At 53.0% G+C, this 18,437-nt stretch carries 13 protein-coding genes; 4 read left to right on the plus strand and 9 right to left on the minus strand.

Annotation, left to right across the window (positions count from 1 at the left end; translation table 11 throughout):
- Window positions 1-290: 290 nt before the first annotated feature.
- From K3T82_RS18200 to K3T82_RS18210, 3 genes are all read right to left on the minus strand, one after another.
- Window positions 291-5,084, minus strand: a complete 4,794-nt coding sequence (locus K3T82_RS18200; protein WP_220194861.1) for a hypothetical protein — start codon at window positions 5,082-5,084, stop codon at window positions 291-293.
- A gap of 106 nt (window positions 5,085-5,190) precedes the next feature.
- Window positions 5,191-6,363, minus strand: a complete 1,173-nt coding sequence (locus K3T82_RS18205) for a hypothetical protein (RefSeq protein ID WP_220194862.1) — start codon at window positions 6,361-6,363, stop codon at window positions 5,191-5,193.
- Between the two features lie 250 nt (window positions 6,364-6,613).
- Window positions 6,614-7,156 carry an acyl-CoA thioesterase gene (locus K3T82_RS18210; RefSeq protein WP_220194863.1) on the minus strand — a complete coding sequence of 181 codons (543 nt, stop codon included), beginning with the start codon at window positions 7,154-7,156 and terminating at the stop codon, window positions 6,614-6,616.
- Between the two features lie 361 nt (window positions 7,157-7,517).
- Between K3T82_RS18210 and K3T82_RS18215 the strand changes: the two genes are divergently transcribed.
- Together K3T82_RS18215 and K3T82_RS18220 are read left to right on the plus strand one after the other, a co-directional pair.
- Complete coding sequence (locus K3T82_RS18215; protein ID WP_220194864.1) at window positions 7,518-7,739, plus strand: hypothetical protein; 222 nt, start codon at window positions 7,518-7,520, stop codon at window positions 7,737-7,739.
- A gap of 780 nt (window positions 7,740-8,519) precedes the next feature.
- Window positions 8,520-9,983: a vWA domain-containing protein gene (locus K3T82_RS18220; protein WP_220194865.1), complete on the plus strand. Its 1,464-nt coding sequence runs from the start codon at window positions 8,520-8,522 to the stop codon at window positions 9,981-9,983.
- Between the two features lie 44 nt (window positions 9,984-10,027).
- Here K3T82_RS18220 and K3T82_RS18225 read toward each other — a convergent pair whose 3' ends face one another.
- A complete protein-coding gene (locus tag K3T82_RS18225; RefSeq protein ID WP_220194866.1) occupies window positions 10,028-10,495 on the minus strand; it encodes a GNAT family N-acetyltransferase in 468 nt (155 codons plus the stop codon).
- Between the two features lie 141 nt (window positions 10,496-10,636).
- Between K3T82_RS18225 and K3T82_RS18230 the strand changes: the two genes are divergently transcribed.
- Window positions 10,637-11,584, plus strand: a complete 948-nt coding sequence (locus K3T82_RS18230) for a hypothetical protein (protein ID WP_220194867.1) — start codon at window positions 10,637-10,639, stop codon at window positions 11,582-11,584.
- 11 nt (window positions 11,585-11,595) lie between these two features.
- Window positions 11,596-12,261, plus strand: a complete 666-nt coding sequence (locus K3T82_RS18235; protein ID WP_220194868.1) for a HesA/MoeB/ThiF family protein — start codon at window positions 11,596-11,598, stop codon at window positions 12,259-12,261.
- A gap of 106 nt (window positions 12,262-12,367) precedes the next feature.
- On the opposite strand, the gene typA is transcribed toward K3T82_RS18235, so the two are convergent.
- The 5 genes from typA to K3T82_RS18260 all read right to left on the minus strand — a co-directional run bounded on the left by typA (window position 12,368) and on the right by K3T82_RS18260 (window position 18,304).
- The gene (gene typA / locus K3T82_RS18240; protein WP_236031329.1) at window positions 12,368-14,218 is read right to left on the minus strand and encodes a translational GTPase TypA; all 1,851 of its coding nucleotides are present in this window, start codon (window positions 14,216-14,218) and stop codon (window positions 12,368-12,370) included.
- A 189-nt stretch (window positions 14,219-14,407) separates the two neighbouring features.
- Complete coding sequence (locus K3T82_RS18245) at window positions 14,408-16,291, minus strand: glycoside hydrolase family 15 protein (protein ID WP_220194870.1); 1,884 nt, start codon at window positions 16,289-16,291, stop codon at window positions 14,408-14,410.
- A 153-nt stretch (window positions 16,292-16,444) separates the two neighbouring features.
- Entirely contained in the window at window positions 16,445-16,858 is a 414-nt protein-coding gene (locus K3T82_RS18250) for a hypothetical protein (protein ID WP_220194871.1), read from the minus strand.
- Between the two features lie 407 nt (window positions 16,859-17,265).
- Window positions 17,266-17,742 (minus strand): helix-turn-helix domain-containing protein, encoded by a 477-nt coding sequence (locus K3T82_RS18255; protein WP_220194872.1) that lies wholly within the window; start codon window positions 17,740-17,742, stop codon window positions 17,266-17,268.
- A gap of 238 nt (window positions 17,743-17,980) precedes the next feature.
- Complete coding sequence (locus K3T82_RS18260) at window positions 17,981-18,304, minus strand: SCP2 sterol-binding domain-containing protein (RefSeq protein ID WP_220194873.1); 324 nt, start codon at window positions 18,302-18,304, stop codon at window positions 17,981-17,983.
- Between the last annotated feature and the right edge of the window lie 133 nt (window positions 18,305-18,437).

Genomic DNA, 18,437 nt, shown 5'->3' on the forward strand with positions numbered 1-18,437 from the left:
GGGTGTACCACCCCATCATATCACAACAGGCACGAAATAATACAACTAGCATAGTACCATATACTCTGCAATTCAGCTTGAAAAGCGACTTCAGCAATGTATCATTGACTCTGTGGCAGCGTATCTGACAGTATAGGACAAAAAAGACTGATTGTCTGCCGCTTTTCACACTTCTTTCTCTTTTGAATCTTCATTTATCCAGGTGGAGGTATCACACGAACCCCCTTCGGATACCCGAAGGGGGTTCGTGTGATATTCTCTTACGGTTATGTGACCGCAGGAACTCATGCCTATTGCCATTGGGTCCAGGCATGGCGCAGGCGGTGGCGGGTCAGGCTCAGGGATGTTGCCAGGGCAAGTAGCGTGAGCCCCATGATAGCGAGGGCCAGCGAGGGAGGCAGGCCAAGAGTGGGCAGGAAGAGCGCGTGCATAGCTGCGACGATTACCAGGGCGGCGCCACTAAGGACAAAGACCCGGATACGCGTACCAATCCCTATAATCAGTAGGATCAGTGCTTCGCCACCCAGCAAAAGCGTGGGTGTGAGGTTCTTGCCGCTAAAACTAAGCCAGAGCGTAGGAAGCAGAAGCAGGGCCGCGCCTAATATGGCACTGAGGCGTGCTCCTATACGCTGAGCGGGCAGCCCTTCGTCGCGCTGTAGGAAGGCTGCGACGAGTATAACACCTGTTGCAAGTGGTAGCGTGAGCACATCGAAACTCGTTTGTTGGAGCGCGAGAAGCTCCCAGGAGATTGCTCCGCTAGCGAGCAGTAGCGCGATGTAATAGTACCAGCGATGCCATTGCCGCGCGTGTTGGGTATAACCAGTAAGACTCGCAAGTCCCGCTAGAAGCAGCAACGAGAACGCGCTAGTATGTGTCAGTGGAGAAGACTGGTCGACCAGTCCGCCTCGCCCCGCAAGCCAGAGGACAACCAGGCATTGTCCACCCAGGCTGAGGACCTGGGCTATACTCTGTGGAGAGAACCAGCGAGTCACCAGGGCGCGCCTCTGCCAGAGCCACGGTGAGGCGAAGACGAGTAGCATCAGACCGCTATAGGCTAGCGCCTGCTGCCAATCAGCCCAGGGCATATCGCGGATGACCCAGAAGGCCAGGCTGGCGCAGAGGACAAGCATTTCAGGGAGGCTCTCTACGAACATGACGATGAGACTGAGGGCGAGTAACGATGTAAGCCACAGAGGTGTGAGACCGCTATACTGGTAGTTCGATATACTCTGCTGCCAACTGGTGAGGATGATAATACCCATCAGGCTTGCCAGATACCAGCAAGCGTTAAAGCGTAGAGCAAGTATAGCGCCTCTCCTCTCATCATCCTGCACTGATGGAGCAATGTACCTCGCCAGTCGCCCTACCAGGAGCCCAACAATGCCCAGGCCCAGCGTCAGCGCGAGCAGGTACCATCCTTCCTGCTGGATCTGGAGAGGTGAGCAGGCATGACTTGCCATGTCGCATGTGGCTACTCTGGTACCCAGTGCTAGACCCCAGATTGAGAAGCCCAGCACTAGTCCTTGCCAGAGCGTTGTGACTTGGTGCTCGTTCAGAAGCACGATGTAGCCTATCAAGGCATAGAGCACCAGGATATCCGGTACAGCAGTGTAGAAGGGCACGTTGACATTAGCGAGCGAGCCATAAATGCCAGTGAGGAGAGCAGAAGCCAGGGCGGTCGCATACAATGGCAGGCGGTAGCTGCGCCACCATGCACTCTCCTCCGTCTTCAAGAAGCTAATGTATCTGCTGACGATGCCGAGCAGGGCGAAGGTGAGTGCGACAAGGGCAGGACGATACAGATCACCCTGGAGTCCTGCATAATATACAGACCATGTGGTAAAAAGCGGGGCGAGCCAGGTTACTGAGGATTCGCGACTAACGAGCCCACTGATATAGATGAGTTGTGCGCAGAGTAGTAGTACCCAGGCCGCTGTTGCCATCTCATTCCAGGTGGCTCCGGTAATTCCCACAGCCAGGGTAGCGATACCAGCGGCAAGCGCCAGAGGCAGGGCGGCTTGTCGTCCTGCAACGAGACGCACGCCTAGTGCTAGCAGGATGCTGAGAGGAGCGATCCAGACGATAAACGCAAACATATTAACAGGTAGAAGGAATGCCCAAACTATGAGCGCGCTCGCTCCCCACGCGAATACCCTTTCTCTGGCAATGACGCTCGCTCCATAGACAAGTGCGGCGCAAAGCAACAGCAGCCAAAAGGTTGTAGTGAGTGTTCCCTGATTGCTGCTGGTTCCGCCTAGGATGCCAAGCACACAGATGGCGATGAAGGACGTTAGCCCAAGTGACAGGCTATATTTGCGTCCAAGTAACAGACGTGCTCCGAGTGTAAGTATGATGCTGAGAGGTGCAAACCAAGCGAGCAGTGCGAAGGTATTTGGTGAGACCTTAATGAGCAGGAGGAACGTCGCGGGAGCAAGCGCGGTTGCCAGCGGCTCGTGGCTGATGACGCCCGCGACGTAGTAGAGTGCGGCACATCCAAGTAGCACCCAGGTCATAGCGGTTTGCATATGTTCTGCCTGCCCACTGACACTTACCATGAATGTTGCGAGTATGGCGGTAATAGCGAAAGGTAGGCTCCAGACGCGCCCAAAGCGCATAAGTATGCCCAGGGTGATGAGAATGCTCAGGGGCGCCAGCCAACTCTGGAACTGGAAGTTATTATCAGGCAGGCAGACTGCGATGATGGCAAAGAAGGTGGTGATGCTAAGCCAGAATGTGCGTCGGGTGATGACTGCGACGAGATACCAGACTCCCGCCAGAAGTGCCAGTTTGAGGACAGCTGGCATAGAGATATGAAGCTCGCGTGCCAGGGTATTGAACTCGCCAGGGAAGAGGATGTCCAGCCCTATAAAGGTGAGATTATAGAGACCATACAGAAGCGCCTGCATAAAGAATACCCATTCCCAAGTGAATGAGAGCTTCATGCCTTCGTGTGCTTGTCGGGAGCGATTCCTAAGTAACGCTGCACCTATTGGTAGTCCCAGACTCAAGCAGAAGAGGAGCGCTTGATGGTGGAAGAGTGGTCCTAAGGTCAGGTAGGGGAAGAGCGCCATGAGCCAGAGCAAGCGAGGCCGACACTGGCTGAGCGCGAGTATATAATAGATGCCCTCAAAGCCAAACAGGAGCATCAGGAGGATTGTATCTGGTAGTGATATCGCAAAGGTGAGTGTCAGACCTATACCAGCCAGTGCTACAAGCTCTAGAGGTAGGCCTAAGCTTGCCCCGTGGTCGCGTCTCACCATGTAGGCGAGGGCTGTAAGGAGCAGCGTAACGCCAAGAAAGAGCCAGGTAGGATGCACTGGTAGTAGGAGGGTTAGAGCTCCACAGCCCCAGTATAGTAGGTAGCCGCCCAGCAAGAGAAACAGCGTGATTTTAAATTTGCTATCTGTCGTTCTAGGTGACCGGGCCATATGATGAGCCAGGGCGCTCAGGGTGATGAGCAACCCAAGGGTACAAACAATAAGCGTTGCGATGGCGTCTGCCGGGAGCGTGAAAGGATTACCAGCGTCGAATGTGCGTTGGATCAGAAGTTGGGGCATATTGAGCATGCCAACGAGAGGTGCCACTGCTGTGAGAAAGATTGTGACTGCTTCAAGATGCATTTCAAGTTTCTGAGGCTGGAGAGCACTCATAAAGGCGGGGGAGAAGCGTATCAGCAGGTGGTAACAGAGCGCAGTGCCTATTAGCACTAGTGCGTATCCTGCTGCGTGGAGGGAGAGTGTGAAGGCAATGGAAAGAGCCAGTGTGGCAAACAGGTAGTAGGAGCCCAGGATCCAGCGCCCCTTGCTGGTACGCCATGCCATGCCACTAGCCCAAAGCAGGAGTAACGCGACTTGCCCACAAAGGGCGAAACGCGGCTCCAGGTCAGACACTCCAGAAGATATGGAAGCTGACAGGAGAGCCCGCATGAGAGCATAGGAGATACTCAGGACACAAATGACGACCCAGGTATACATCGCGATGGCGAGTGGCTCGCGTAGGATTGCCAATCTACCGTCAAAGATGCTGACACTCATTTTGTCTTTTGGAAGGATAATCATCGCTAGCAGAGCCAGCGGCATCAGTGCGCAACCCATCCAAGGGGCGCTCAAGTGGAGAGCATATGCCGCTGCTAGATCCGCGATGCTGAGTGCCACTAATGCCAGGTAACTGAAGATGCTAAAGCGCTGGTATACCGCCAGTGAGCCATAGGCGATGGCGGCATATGCGGATGCCATCGCAATGAGTGCTGGTGGCGAAATGGTAACCAGGCTCCCTGCCGCAAGCTGATAGGCCGAGAAGCCAACCAGGGGGATCAGGAGCGCGAAGATGGCGGTATAGATGAGGGAGACCACGCGGAAACTCGCGAATCGCTGGGCAATGAGACCGACCACGCCGAAGATGGCGTGTACCAGGAGCATGATCAGGAATGAAACCAGCGGTTTATCCGTGGTCGCGACGAAGCCTAGCGAGCCCGCCAGAATCATAAAGGCTCCCAGCGAGGCGACAATATTGATGGTCTGGTCCTCAAAGAAGGATTTGAGCGAGAATACCTGTCGTGGCGCTTGTACGGGAGGTGGCGCAACCGGCGTCGATTTTGGTTTAGGAGTTGGCGTGGGTGATGTTATGGTCTCATCTGCTGACCGTACAGGTTTCGAGGCTTGTGTTGTGCTTGGGTTTGTCAGCGATGCGACAGGTTCCGGAAAAAAGGTGATATGAGCAGATAGAGCAGGCTCAACTGTGGGTATCTTTTGCGTGGTCTGCTCTACTTGTATATCTGTGCTGGAAGTTGTAGCCGGTTTAACTGGTGCCTCGGGCATGCTTGCGAGCGCTTGCGCGACCACTTTTGCCTGCTGTTCGCGTTGAAGCAGGAGCATACGGGCTTGATATGTGGAGATAAGCTCACTAACTGTGAGAATATTCCGTTGATAAATTGTGGCGCGGTGGAGGTCCCGTAGTGAGCGTTCGAGAAAGCTCTCTTCTTTCCGTATCTCTACGGGATAGTGGCAGCGAGGGCATTCATCGTTAGGTGGGTTGCCACGTATAGGCAAGGCACAGCAACCGCACCAGTGAGCAATGGTAGGCATGATTACCTCTTTTTCTGCTTATGTTGCCTTGAATGAGACCTGATAACAGATATCATGTCTTAAGAAATGATATTCGCGCAATAAGGATGAGTCCAGAATATGAGTTTCAGTGTACATCGTCCTTATTGTCTTCAAGAGTGTCATTTGTCCCATTATCCAGTGGATACCATTGTTGCAATCGGTTGTGAGCTGCTTTAAAGTGCGCAAGCACTTCCTCCTCGCGATGTGTGATCTGCTCTCCTGGTAAGAGCGCGCGTCCAAAGCGGAAGGAGCCTTCTTGCTCGACATGTGTCCGGCGGGGTAGCGTTGAGGGGACCGGAAAGTGCTTCTTGCCCAGCGGATATGGCATATGAAACGAGAAGGTAAGATCTGAAAAGTCTGAAGGCTGGATTTCCAGGAGGTAGAGTGAGTAATAGTCCTGGATCTCTGTATAGGTGCATTGAGAGCAGGCTTTGATCGCTTGTTTGTGTATAGCAGCATACTCCCAGGCTGACTCATAAAAGCCCTCATGTCGATCTTTATTATGGCTCTCGCAGAGCCAGAGCGAGTACTTGTGTGGCTCAGGAGGACGGTAGAAAGAGAGCCTTGCTAGGGGCGTTTGGGCAAGTAGCAACATTGCTATGTTCTTGCGTTGGTACCAAGCCTCTTTGCGCTGCTGATAAAGCGCGGCATATTTGATGGCATGCGTCTTCTTAAGTTGATTCTGTTTTGCCCAGCGTGAGCACCAAACTGTCCAGTAGGCGAGTTCCAGCGTTGCGGTAAGCTCCGGTGATCCCTGCGCCTGCCATTGCGCCAGCATGTGCTCCCAGGATTCTCGCTGCTCTTCACGTGCGAGTTTGTTTGCCTCTCGACTGATGAGTGCTCGCTGATTACCATCGCTACGCTTCTGTTCAACGCTGGCTAGATGCTCATTACGCCAGCTCATTATATCGTCCTGAGAAATGTTCATGAGTGTGAGGCGATCATGCACGGGGTAATTGATGGTGCGGCCCCATTTCTCAAATTGGCGGTAAGCAAGCACTGGTAGCCGTCCCTCTTCAATCCAGCGTCGGCGTTCGGATGCCGTGCATTGTAGCAACGCCTGGGCTTCGGTGGGTTCAACGGCAAGCTCGTTCGCGAACATCCTCAAGAGGCGATCCCGCTCCTGTAGATTGGTCTCGAAAAGCTGAACAAGCTGTTTGAGCAACTCTTTCTTCGCTATTTTGCTACTAGCTGGCAGACCAAAGAATGTCAGTAACTGGTCCTTGCTCAGTACTCGGTTGAGTTTACGCTCTTGCATACATTCCCCTCCACGTGAATAAGTCGTATGCCACTATGTCTATAGTGTCTATAGACTCTATACCTTCCTTATGGCTAAAAGCGGAAGCGAATGTGAGGGAATTGCATGCAAGAAGTAGAGATATCGCATTTGCGGTCTCTATCTATATAGAGAAGCGTCACTGGCATGCAAGCAGTGACGCTTCTCTGTATAATGGTTAGTTGCAAAGTGGTATGCCTATCCTCTGCCCATCCTCATTGGCATAAGCTATTTAAAGGTTGCCTTTAAGCACCTCTTCAAGATGCTGGAGGTGCTTACGGCGAATGCGTGCGCGTTCAATGATGGCTGTCTCTTCATCGTTGGCGGGGACAAGAGGTGGTACAGGCGTTGGTTTGCGATTTTCGTCCAGCGCGACGTAGATGACGTAGCTACTGGCGATCTTGCGCACTTCGCGGGTAATCAGGTCTTCGGCTGTGACTTCAACGCCAACCTCCATACTAGTGCGCCCGACATTGTGCATCTCGCAATTTACAGATACAACATCGCCGATAAAGGCGGGAGCCAGGAAGTCGAAGCGCTCGACTCTGGCGGTTACGACGTAGGGGCGATGACAGTGCTTGATGGCGACAACCGCTGCTGCTTCGTCAACCATGCGCATAATGACGCCGCCATGTACGTTCCCCTGGCTATTGGCGTCAATAAGTTCCATATTTCGTCGGGTTGTGCTGCGCGAATAGGCGATACTATGACCCTGGGTGAGATCTATTTTGGGTAGATTCTTGTATCTATTGGCAATTCTTTCGAATGGGTTCATGGGTTCGTTTCTCTCCGATAAGGTAGTTAAAAATTTGTTCGCTGTTACACAACTCTTATTCTATCATCTTATAGCTGACCAAGGTTTGATGGCGTATCTTCCATGTGTATTTGTCAGACCACGCCCGAGGATGGAGTGTGAAATAACTCATAGCCATATTTTTGAACTTCCTGTATCTTGAACATAAGATAACGGCAGTGATAGATATGTTCTTTATTGATAGCAAAATTGTGTGTATCATAAAATTGCCCTTAAAAAGTCTTGACAAACCCACAAAAGACAGGTACATTTACTTATGTAAATGATGCTTGACAAAAAACAAAGTCATGTGGATTTGACAATATCTTCAGGAGGTACACCGATGACTGGACGAACACTTCAGACACTGCATGTGCGCTTCGAGGGTCGGAGCACTGAGCTTCCTATGGAAGTGTTGTTCGGCCTACAAGCTGATGCGTCTGATGAGCAGGTGAAACAGACGGTGATCCTCCACTTCCATCTTCTTCCGCACTCGCTGGACGATCACGTGGTTATACGCAGTAGTAACGCGATTATCGTGCGTCCGGAGGCGATCTACGGTTAGGGCAATCTGCCGCACCAAGAAATGAACGGCCTGCTCGCGTTCCGACAAGAGGAGCTTACACACTATCCCTCACGTGGGTTTTTGTATCATAGCTCCGCTAACTTGCACGAGCAGGCTTATTTGCTGGTCCTTCGCTAGTCCAGGGCCGGGATGTACTCCCACTGAATAAGCTTACAAACTTTGGATCAAATACCGAAAGGTTCGCAGGTTCGAATCCTGCTAGACCTGAACAGGTCTATGGCGGAGCGGCTAAACGCGTTTGACTGTTTTGAACATAGCTTATTCGACTCGTACGTGCCGTTCCTGGAATGGCGAAGAGCCTGCAAAAGATCGCAGGAATGATAGAAAGAGAAGACCGGGGTGCGCTCTTACAGTTTGAGCTTACAAACTCGGATTGATAATCCAGTGGTTGCGGGTTCAAGCCCCGTGAAGTCCCCCAGTGGGGGCTTTTAGCTCAATTGGTAGAGCACTGCTTTGAATTGCTCATGCGACTCGCGCGCCCCGGTCTTACCTTTTCTGTCCGCGCTTCAAATAACATCTATTTTGCCCTGTACTCTCACTCTGTAGAGCTTACAAACTTGGTACGCCTCTATGGTGACATAGTGGCTAACTGGTTCGACTCCAGTACTCGCCGGGCTTGCCCGGTACCGTCCAGGTTCGCCTGGACATCTAAAGCTCTCCCGACTCGTACAGGGCTCTCTTTTCTTCCTCAAACCAAGACTCGCGCGGTACCGTCGTGCTCTCGACCTGTAGCGCGCTCAGACGAAAGAGGTGGCTTTCATGGCAGAGACGCAAGAGCACGATATTCGTGCGCAAATCCTGAACACATTCCTTATGACGCCGCATCGCAAGCTGGGCGAGCTGGCACCCTTGCACACCGATGCTCTGGAGCGTGATCCGCTCTTCTACGGCCACCTTGCGCCCTGGTACTTTAAGAATGGTGAGGTCCGGGATCACCGTGTGCTCTTTATCGCGCATCTCGCTACTAGCGACTATCCTGAGTTTCGTGAAGTGGCGTGGGTGTTGCTCCAGCAGCTTGCACCGTACGAGGTTTCGCGTGTCCTCGATCATGCCAAGAAGGTCGTGGGTAAGGTGCCCCGTTCGCTCAAGGGGGCCATTGAGCACTATCTGCGCCAGCGCGAGGAGAATCCCAGGCAGTTCGATGGCGCGGCTATGCGCGCGCGTAGTGATCTCAAGCATCTGTATGCTAGCCTGCGTATCAAGCCGGGACCACGTGCTCAGGCTACCTTGTTCGAGCGCCGTCCGCCAGAGGATAGCACCCTTGCGGTCCTTAAGAAGCTTGCGAAGGCTGAAGACGTCCAGGAGCAGGCTCTCCTGATCTTGGAGAATAAGATTCCCTACACCACAGCGATTGGCGCGGTGAAGCAGATTACTCCGGCATTGCTGGTGGCGTTGATTATATCGATGTCTCCTCAGGAAGTCATTAATAACATGGCAATGCTCAAGCGTCGTGGGGCGATGGATAACGCCGAAGTGAAGGCGCTTATCGAAGAGAAACTAACTCAAGCGACCAGCGATAAGCGCGTCTCGACTATGAAAGCTAAGAAGGCTGCGAGCGTTGCCAAATTGGATGAGTCTAGCACGCGTCTGCTCAATGAGGTCACCAATAAGCGTGTCGCGAGTAAGGTCGAGGTCAAGCGTCCGACCGCATTACTGGTTGATAAGAGTAGCTCGATGACTCAGGCTATCGATGTCTCAAAGCAGATCGCGGCCCTGGTGAGCTCGGTCATCTCCGCTGAATTCCGGGTCTATGCCTTCGACTCGGCGGCCTTCGAGGTCAAGGTTTCGGCACCTGAGAAGGAGCGTCCCGAACTCAGCGATTGGGATCAGGCTTTCAAGTTTATCAAGGCTAACGGTAGCACCAGTATTGGCGCGGGCGTGGCGAAGATGCGCGCTGATAACTTCCGTGCTGAAATGATCGTGGTCGTGACGGATGGTGGTGAGAATACCGCGCCAACCTTCAATGCTGCCTATGATCAGTACGTCGAAACCTTGAAGAGCTACCCTTCGGTGATTATCGTCGAGGTTGGGTATGTAACCGAGCGCTTTGAGAAGTCGCTGCGAGAGCATGGTATTGAAGTGATGAACTATCGCTTCAATGGCGATTACTATAGCCTGCCGAACCTGCTGCCATTGCTTAATGCAGCAACGCGCGCGGAACTGGTCGACTTGATTATGAGCCAGGAGTTGCCCCAGCACCCCAAGCCACTTCAGGCAGTCTAATCTAACGAGAGAGTATCTCCCGCCACAGAGAGATACTCTCTGTTCTATTGCTCCTTTGCCCTGGCATCCAGATAAATGTTGGGAAAGGCGCGCTCCATATAGCGTTCAGTGGAGGTCGGGCGTTGGAAACCACTCTTCTCATAGAGGCCGTGCGCGTCGTGCGTCAGGAGCATCCAGCGTCGCAGTCCTTGCAAGTTCGGATGAGCTGCGACTTTCTCCATCAACCATTTACTGAGGCCGCGCCCACGATATACTGGCAGGATAAAGACATCGCCGATATAGGCAAAGGTCGTGTAATCGGTCACCACGCGCGCATAACCAACCTGCTTGCTTCCTAGATAGACACCAAAGTTCAGGGAGTGCTCAATAGCTTGCTGTACCGTTTCCAGGGGGATGCCTTTGGCCCAGTACGAGGTTGAAAGAAACTGGTGAATGGTCGCGGTGTCGAGCCTGGTTGGATCTGTGCTGATTGTATACTCGTTGTGTTGCCACTCTTGTATGTGTATATCCATGCCGTTCCCTTCCTTGCTTGGGGCGATGATGAGATTGCTCATAGTATAGCTCTACTATGCGAACGAGCGCGAGAGCCAATCGCCGTGAATGCCAGGGAGCCAAGTCGCCTGTGGAATAAGTTCATGAGAGTAGGAGTCTCTATGCCACGAGAAAAGAAGCCCAGGGTTGATCCTCGTGCGCTTATCGCGCGTATACACCAGCAGAGCCAGGAAGCGTTGCGCCGCGAAATCATCGCACCTGTGCTGCCACAGGGCCGTATTCGTACAAGGATCGCGGGCCTTGTCTACGAGTTTGAGCTAGTACCAAAAGACTTTGTGGGTTGGGGCCGCTTCCGACCTCGTAATGAGCGCGAGGTTGAGCTGATAGAGGAGGCGCAACCCTGGGAGCGCGGCGGTTACCTTGAACTGCTACCCGCCCTGCGCGTTGTTCTCCTCTGGCCTGATAACACTATGCGCGTGCCAGGAACCTGGTGGGCTATTCCTTTCAACTCCTCGGACGCGCATCAGCGCTTTGGAATATCTGCCGAACCAATACCTATCCTCCTTTGTGATCCTGGTAACGGTGCAGAGCGCTTCGAGCGTGCTATCGCGCGCGTCGATGGTAAGCAACTCTGGTTTGAAGGGCCTGATTTGCGATCGGACCCGCGCCATGCTGAATGGCTACGGGACGCGACCACGCGAGAAGATACGGTTGAGCGCCTCTTATCTGGTCTGGCAGCATCGGAGCGTCAGGCGTTTCTGATCTGGCAGGTCCGCCAGCTTGAAAAGACCCTGGCTGAAGAGCGGAGAGCGAGCGGTTTTGCATCGGACAATATTGCCCTCGAAGCCCGCTTGCGTTATGCACTCGCCAAGGCTGATGCTCGTCTGCACAGCTTTAGCGAATTGCCTGGGTATGCTGGGGCACCGTCGCACCTCGTCGTGGAGTGGAGCATGCGCGAACAGGATTATCGTTATCGCTCAACCATCGATACACAGCTCAATGTCGTCTCCAGCGGGATATGCCTCAGTGACCGTGATAGCGACTTTGATCTAACCAGTCTTGTCGATGTCATGATTAACGCGGATGATCCCTATTATGATTGGGAGTGAGGATGAAGGAAATGAATCACAGCGCACTCAATGCTAACAGCCCTTTCTTCCACGAAGAGCGCCATGAGCCTCTGGAAGGAGTAAGCGACAAGATCATTACTATGTGTGGCGCTGGAGCGCTGGGTGGCAATCTCTGCGAGACACTGGCGCGTATGGGTTTCAAACGCCTTCGGCTGATTGATAAAGATCATGTAGAGATGCGTAACCTCTCGACCCAGCCCTATACGCGTGGCGAGATCGGTACCCCTAAGGCTCGGGCCCTGGCAAATTCGCTCTATCGAGCTGTACAGGCAAAGGTTGAAGCTCATGTTATCGAGCTTACACCTGAGAACGCGGTTAAGCTGCTTACCACGAGCGATCTGGTGATAGATACCTTCGATAATCATGCCGGTCGCGAGGCTGTGAGCAACACGACCCGAACTCTGGCGCTTCCCTGCCTGCACGTTGGCTTTAGTGGCGATGGTCTCTATGGTAGCGGTCTCTGGGAGCCGGACTATCTAGTTCCGCAAGCCACTCAGGGCGATCCCTGCGATTATCCTCTCACGCGCCCTTTTGCATTGGTGCTTACCTCATTGGCTGTACGTGCGATCTGCCACTACCTGCGTTTGAGAGAGGCTACAAATTTCGAGTTTACATGGCGTGATCTTAACGTTACGAAGTCCTCAAGAAATTGGTAAGCGCCTTGTGGCGGTTGGTATATGATAAAGGCTCACAGTTTATGCTAATGAAAGCCAAGCTGTGAGCCCTTTTGTGTTAAGAAATTCGTCTCAGTTATAGAAGATCTTAGTCCATCTCGCGTGCACGTGCGCGCTCGTGTTGGGTCAGGTAGCGCTTGCGTAGGCGGATGTTTTTAGGTGTGACCTCGACCAGTTCATCGTTGTTGATGAAGTCAAGCGACTGCTCCAGGCTCATCAGCACTGGTGGTGTCAGGCGGACGGCGATATCGGAGGTCGAAGAGCGAACATTGGTCTTCTGCTTCTCCTTACACACATTGACGACCAGGTCGGCGGGGCGTGTGTTCAGACCAACGATCATGCCCTCATAGACAGGTGTGCCAGGCTCGATGAAGGTATCACCGCGCTGCTGCGCGTTGTTGAGGCCGTACGTAACCGCTGTTCCCGTCTCTGAGGCGACCAGTGCACCCATGCGCGTGCTGCCAATCTTGCCGAGCCAGGGCTCAAAGCCGATGAGCATACTGCTCAGTGCACCGTTACCTTTGGTGAGGGTCAGGAAGCTATTGCGGAAGCCAATCAAACCACGCGTCGGGATCTTATACTCAATGCGTACATTCCCGTTGCCGTCGCTGGTCATGTTCTCAAGTTGGGCTTTGCGGGTCGCCAGAACCTCCGTCAGCGCGCCAATGAACTCGTCCCTGGTATCGATGACAAGATGCTCGAATGGTTCCGTGAGGTGTCCACGCTCATCTTCACGTGTGATGACCTCTGGGCGTGAGACCTGGAATTCGTAGCCTTCGCGGCGCATTGACTCGATCAGGACCGAGAGATGAAGCTCACCACGTCCTGAAACCACGAACTCGTCAGGCGAGTTCCCATCCTCAACGCGGAGGCTCACATTTGTCTCTAGCTCGCGATAGAGGCGTGCGCGCAACTGGCGCGAAGTGGGGAACTTTCCTTCACGTCCCGCATAGGGACTGGTGTTAACCGCGAAGCTCATCTTCAAGGTTGGCTCGGAGATGGCGATGGTTGGGAGAGCCTCGGGAGTCTCGGGATCGGTAAGTGTCTCACCGATATTCGCGTCAGATATGCCTGTCAGGGCGATGATATCACCAGCCTGAGCCTCGGCAATCTCAACACGCCCCAGTCCGCGATTCGTAAAGACCAGATTTACTTTCTGCCGACTGATGTCGCCGTCGCGTGTGATACGAGCAACGCTGCTGTTCGGGGTCAGGCGACCGCGCACGACGCGCCCAATAGCATATTTTCCCTTGTAATCGTCATAATCCAGGGCCGCGACAAGCATCTGGAAGGGAGCCTCAAGGTCTACGCGGGGTGCTGGAATGACGCGCATAATGGTTTCGAAGAGCGGTTCAAGGTTGACCTGCTCATCGTTGGGGTTATGCATCGCAACCCCATTACGTCCAATGGCATAGAGCACCGGGAATTCAAGCTGCTCGTCGGTCTTCGCTAATTCCAGGAAGAGATCCTGTGTCCACTCCATAACTTGATCGATACGTGCGTCCTTACGGTCAATCTTGTTGATGACCACAATTGGTTTGAGGTCAAGCTCAAGGGCCTTTTGCAGTACAAAGCGGGTCTGAGGCATTGGACCCTCGGCGGCGTCGATCAACAGGATGCAGCCATCCGCCATATTCAGTACGCGCTCGACTTCGCCGCCGAAGTCTGCGTGTCCAGGGGTGTCGATAATATTAATCTTTACGCCGCGATAGTTAACGGCGGTATTCTTCGCCAGGATAGTAATGCCGCGCTCGCGCTCCTGGTCGTTTGAGTCCATAATCAGTTCGCCGACCTGCTGATTTTCGCGGAAGATGTGGCTCTGTTTGAGCAGTCCATCGACGAGGGTGGTTTTGCCGTGGTCAACGTGTGCGATAATTGCTACATTGCGGATGTCGGTACGTTCTTGAAATTGATGGGAAGCTGTCTCGCTGGGCGCCATAGTTGTCTCGCTGGTCTCGGTAACGTCAGAAATTTGCATGGTAAAAGCGTTATCTCCTCAAGGGCATAAGAAAACCGGACGGCCACGGCGCCCGGTGGTTAAGCAGGTAAAATGAACCGACAATTCCATCCTACATTGTAGCGGTTCACACCTGCTTCGTCAAGGAGACCCTATTTTCAGGCATCAGCGCTAAAAGAATGTATATGATGGAGTTGGGTGGGTTCTGTTCAGGGCCTGGTCGACGTTATAACAAGCGGTGATTAACGATAGATGGGTAAATGCCTGTGGGAAGTTGCCCAGGGCCTCCCCTGTAGGGCCAATTTCTTCCGCGTACAGTCCAACATGGTTGGCGTAACTGAGCATCTTCTCTAGCATCAGGCGCGCTTCCTGTACGCGACCGGCATGTGCCAGCGTTTCCGCCATCCAGAAACTGCAGGGGCTAAATGTCCCTTCCAGGCTTCCAAGTCCATCGTTGGCGGCCTTTTTGGGATGATAACGATATACTAACGAATCGGTGCTCAGGTCACGCTGAATACGGCGAACGGTCTTCAGGATACGTGGGTCCTGGGGACCGGCGAATTTGGTTAATATCATCAGCAAGGAGCTGGCATCGACAGCATCGCTACCATAGTATTGAACAAAGCTATCAATCTTCTCATTCCAGCCCTTTTCCATGATCTCTTGATATATTTTCGCGCTCGTCCGTGTCCAGTCGTCAACTGGAGCGGGTAAACCGCGATGGCGCGCTATACGTAAGCCACGATCAAAGGCGACCCAACTCATCAAGCGTGAGTGGACAAAGGGTTTCGCTCCCCCGCGAACCTCCCATATACCTTCATCGGGTCGATACCAGTTATCCTGAAGCCAGTTGAGCAAACGGCACAAATTCTCCCACAAATCATAGGAGATGGCAGCATAGCGATTATAGATGTAGATGGCGTCCATGAGTTCGCCGTAGATATCAAGCTGCACCTGTGAGTAGGCTCCATTACCTATACGCACCGGGCCGCTCTTCTTATATCCTTCGAGATGGTCGAGTGTGAACTCGGTCAAATCATGCTTGCCATCGATGGTGTACATGGGCTGGAGCATGGCATGGTCACCTTTGAGCTCATGACAGCGGGCGTCTAGCCAACCCATAAAGGCCTCAGCCTCCTGGGTAAAACCCAGTGTAAGCAGGCTATAAAGGCTGAAGGCCGCGTCACGAAGCCAGGTATAGCGATAATCCCAGTTGCGTGTTCCGCCCAGGGTTTCGGGCAGGCTGGTCGTTGGAGCCGCGACGATGGCTCCTGTTGGCGCGTAGGTGAGCAGTTTTAGGACTAGCGCCGAACGTTGTACCATCTCGCGCCAGCGGCCCTGGTATTGGCATTGCGATAGCCAATTCTGCCAGTAGGTCATCGTTTCCTGGAAATCCGAGCGATAGTGGGCCTCGGAGAGATCAGGGGGCTCGATATCGTCGCTGTCTGCACCTGCAAGGACAAAGCGTGCCGATTGGCCCTGGTGAAGGGTGAAATGGGCGCGTACTCCACCATCGTCGTCGCTTTGCATGGGTATAGAGGCGATGAGTGCCAGGCAAAGGTTAGGGCTACGGAAGATGACGCCATCTTTATCATCAGAGAATGTCAATGTATGCTCGTCGCGACCATAGTTGAACGCGGGGCGACAGGCCATTTCAAAGGAGAGAGAGCCACGTACGACGGAGACAGAGCGGACGATATGATGCTGGCGATGTGAGCGCCTTCCGCGTTTAATAGGCATAAAATCGGTGATCTCAGCTACTCCATCAACAGTCAGGAACCGTGTCACCAGAATGTTGGTTTCGGGGAGATAAATCTGTTTGTGCCCCATGCCGGGTGTCTCCTGGGGCGCTATCTTAAAATAGCCACCCTTCTGCGCGTCAAGCATGGCCCCAAAGACGCTTGGAGCATCGAAGCGAGGGAGGCAGCACCAGTCAATCGAGCCATTCTTGCCAATCAGGGCAACAGTATGCAGGTCGCCAATGACAGCATAATCTTCGATGGGTAGATAGCCAGCCCTTGAGCGGTCCGGCGTTGTCTGTTGATCTATAGCCATAGAAATCCTTTCATGCATTGCTTTATATTGATATATACGATGAAAAGCTCAAAAATAGATGTGTGGAAATGCAGTGGGAGGGCCATCTAGGGGATGCTCACCCCAGATGGCCCTCCCAGAAATCGGAAGGCTTGCCTGTATGCTTGTAATTGTTTATTTTGCCTGATTTGCGAGCTGCAATACGCTGCGCTTGAGTTGTAAGTGAGCCGGCGTATCGCTGGCGTTTGGGCAGGACAGGTCGCCGCTGGTTTTGCCCTCATAGGTAATCGTTGTACGTGTGCCAAACGAGGCTGACTTCATGCAGTGACCTGAAGGGATGCTGCTTACATCTCCGATTGCTTGCAACTGGCTTGAGAGCTGTGAAGCGGAGAAGGTACCAGCGGGAAAGCGCTTATCTTGATATGAGGCGAAGCGTTGGTTGTTTCCCGGCTTGTAGGTCAGCGTTCCACTGCCATCGTAAGCGATAGTAAGCGTAAAACCAGGTGTATTAGTTGAGCCTGAGTTCGTGATGGTTGCTATTGTCGCGCCCGACGCACCCGTTGAGCCATGATTATCTGATGTGGACATGGTTGTCGCCCCTCCTTTATCCGCGGAGATCGCTATGGCAATGATCGTGAGTATGAATGATAGAAGCGCCATATGCGTCAAGAACGCGTGGCGTTCAGGTAGGTGTGCGCGCTGGTCAGATATTTCTATATGGTGTATATGCATGATATCGCTCTTCCTTCTGCTTGGGCGAAGTGCCCATGCGCGAACTGGAAGAGAATCTTCTCTTGTCGCGCTGGAGCTGAAAATGGTGCTTACCATAGAGACGCTCTAGCACATGGAAAAGTTCCACTATGTGAATGAGCCATGCTTATGCTCTCCGACATACTGTTGTGAGACGCACGCACAGAACGCCTGACCGGGCAAAGAGCCTGGTTGCTCGAGGTGTCGTGATATTGGCAGGGTGAGGGTGAGATGGTGTGGTTATATCATAGGCTTGGAGGGAGGGGAATAGGGTTGGATCGCGTACGAGATCTTCTTTGAGGTTTTGGTGGAGCGTCGGGGGCGGCCTGGGCGCGTGAGACTTTCTCTCGGATGAGTGCTATTTGTGAATGCACTGCTTGACGGGATTGTTCGAGCTTGCGGGCTATGTCAGATGGTCGCTCATTAGCCAGGATATAGCGACAGATAACGGCTTGTTTATCTGTGAGCCCCACAGCCGGGTGCGTCAGGGCAGCACGGGCCATATCTTCTAATTGTCCGTAGCGGCTCCGTCGGTAATCATTCAGGTCATCCTGAGTGAAGAGCCATCGGTCAACAACACGCACACCGGGTATACGTCCAGCCTCTACCAGGTGCATAAAGTGCCAATAGCTCAGGTCAAGGTGCTTCGCCGCCTCATGGGTTGTCATCATACCGTTGAGGTGCTGTAGGTTACGGTGTAATTCGTTACTCCTAAGGACCATTTGTCGGACGCCTTTCTACGGGTTACAGCCGTGTAATAAAAGTGCCTGGCAAAAGATATTCTGAGTTACAACGAGTATAACATAAGAGCTTAACAGAGTTCAAGTTGGATCATTATGTAAATAGTATAATCGAAAAGATTCCACTCATGCTCCACCGCGAAATGGAACAATCAGCATTGGTATGGATGCGGAGCGACAATCATCGGGTCGCTTCCGCACCGGTTGAGCGTGAGTGTGCTTAACGACCAAAGTCGAAGAGCCCCTGGAGGCGCATCGCGAGCATCATATCGCCAGCCACTTTGACTTTACCAGCCATAAAGGCGTTCATGGCATCCAACTGACCCCCAATGAGCGCGATCAAATCGGTATCCTTGATTGTAAAGGTCACGTCTGGTTTCTCGACGCCACCTTTAATTAACTGGCATGTCTGATTCTCAATCTTGGCCGCATAGACCCCAGCATCTTCGCCGGTGATATTGAACTGGAACGTTTTATTTAACCCTGCTGCGCCTTCTGGCTTGAAGCGCGACTGCAAGGCTTCGAACGTTTCGGCTATTGTCATTGTGCTCTCTCCTTTGATTTCAAGTAGGAAATTTCTACTCGCATGAGTATAGTATAGTAGCAAGAAAGCGCGTATGTCTAGCTAGCCTCTTTGCTTGCTCTTGTTCTCTCCGGTAGGTAATGGGCATCCATAC

The organism is Ktedonospora formicarum (assembly GCF_016587355.1).
In the GTDB taxonomy this organism is placed as follows: Bacteria; Chloroflexota; Ktedonobacteria; order Ktedonobacterales; family Ktedonobacteraceae; genus Ktedonobacter; species Ktedonobacter formicarum.

Excerpts from the sequence above, each read along its gene's own strand:
- K3T82_RS18225 (WP_220194866.1), bottom strand. The coding sequence starts at position 10,495 with ATGGATATACACATACAAGAGTGGCAACACAACGAGTATACAATCAGC.
- K3T82_RS18260 (WP_220194873.1), bottom strand. The coding sequence starts at position 18,304 with ATGACAATAGCCGAAACGTTCGAAGCCTTGCAGTCGCGCTTCAAGCCA.
- K3T82_RS18205 (WP_220194862.1), bottom strand. The coding sequence starts at position 6,363 with ATGCAAGAGCGTAAACTCAACCGAGTACTGAGCAAGGACCAGTTACTG.
- K3T82_RS18255 (WP_220194872.1), bottom strand. The coding sequence starts at position 17,742 with ATGGTCCTTAGGAGTAACGAATTACACCGTAACCTACAGCACCTCAAC.
- K3T82_RS18245 (WP_220194870.1), bottom strand. The coding sequence starts at position 16,291 with ATGGCTATAGATCAACAGACAACGCCGGACCGCTCAAGGGCTGGCTAT.
- K3T82_RS18210 (WP_220194863.1), bottom strand. The coding sequence starts at position 7,156 with ATGAACCCATTCGAAAGAATTGCCAATAGATACAAGAATCTACCCAAA.
- typA (WP_236031329.1), bottom strand. The coding sequence starts at position 14,218 with ATGGCGCCCAGCGAGACAGCTTCCCATCAATTTCAAGAACGTACCGAC.
- K3T82_RS18215 (WP_220194864.1), top strand. The coding sequence starts at position 7,518 with ATGACTGGACGAACACTTCAGACACTGCATGTGCGCTTCGAGGGTCGG.
- K3T82_RS18235 (WP_220194868.1), top strand. The coding sequence starts at position 11,596 with ATGAATCACAGCGCACTCAATGCTAACAGCCCTTTCTTCCACGAAGAG.
- K3T82_RS18200 (WP_220194861.1), bottom strand. The coding sequence starts at position 5,084 with ATGCCTACCATTGCTCACTGGTGCGGTTGCTGTGCCTTGCCTATACGT.
- K3T82_RS18250 (WP_220194871.1), bottom strand. The coding sequence starts at position 16,858 with ATGTCCACATCAGATAATCATGGCTCAACGGGTGCGTCGGGCGCGACA.
- K3T82_RS18220 (WP_220194865.1), top strand. The coding sequence starts at position 8,520 with ATGGCAGAGACGCAAGAGCACGATATTCGTGCGCAAATCCTGAACACA.
- K3T82_RS18230 (WP_220194867.1), top strand. The coding sequence starts at position 10,637 with ATGCCACGAGAAAAGAAGCCCAGGGTTGATCCTCGTGCGCTTATCGCG.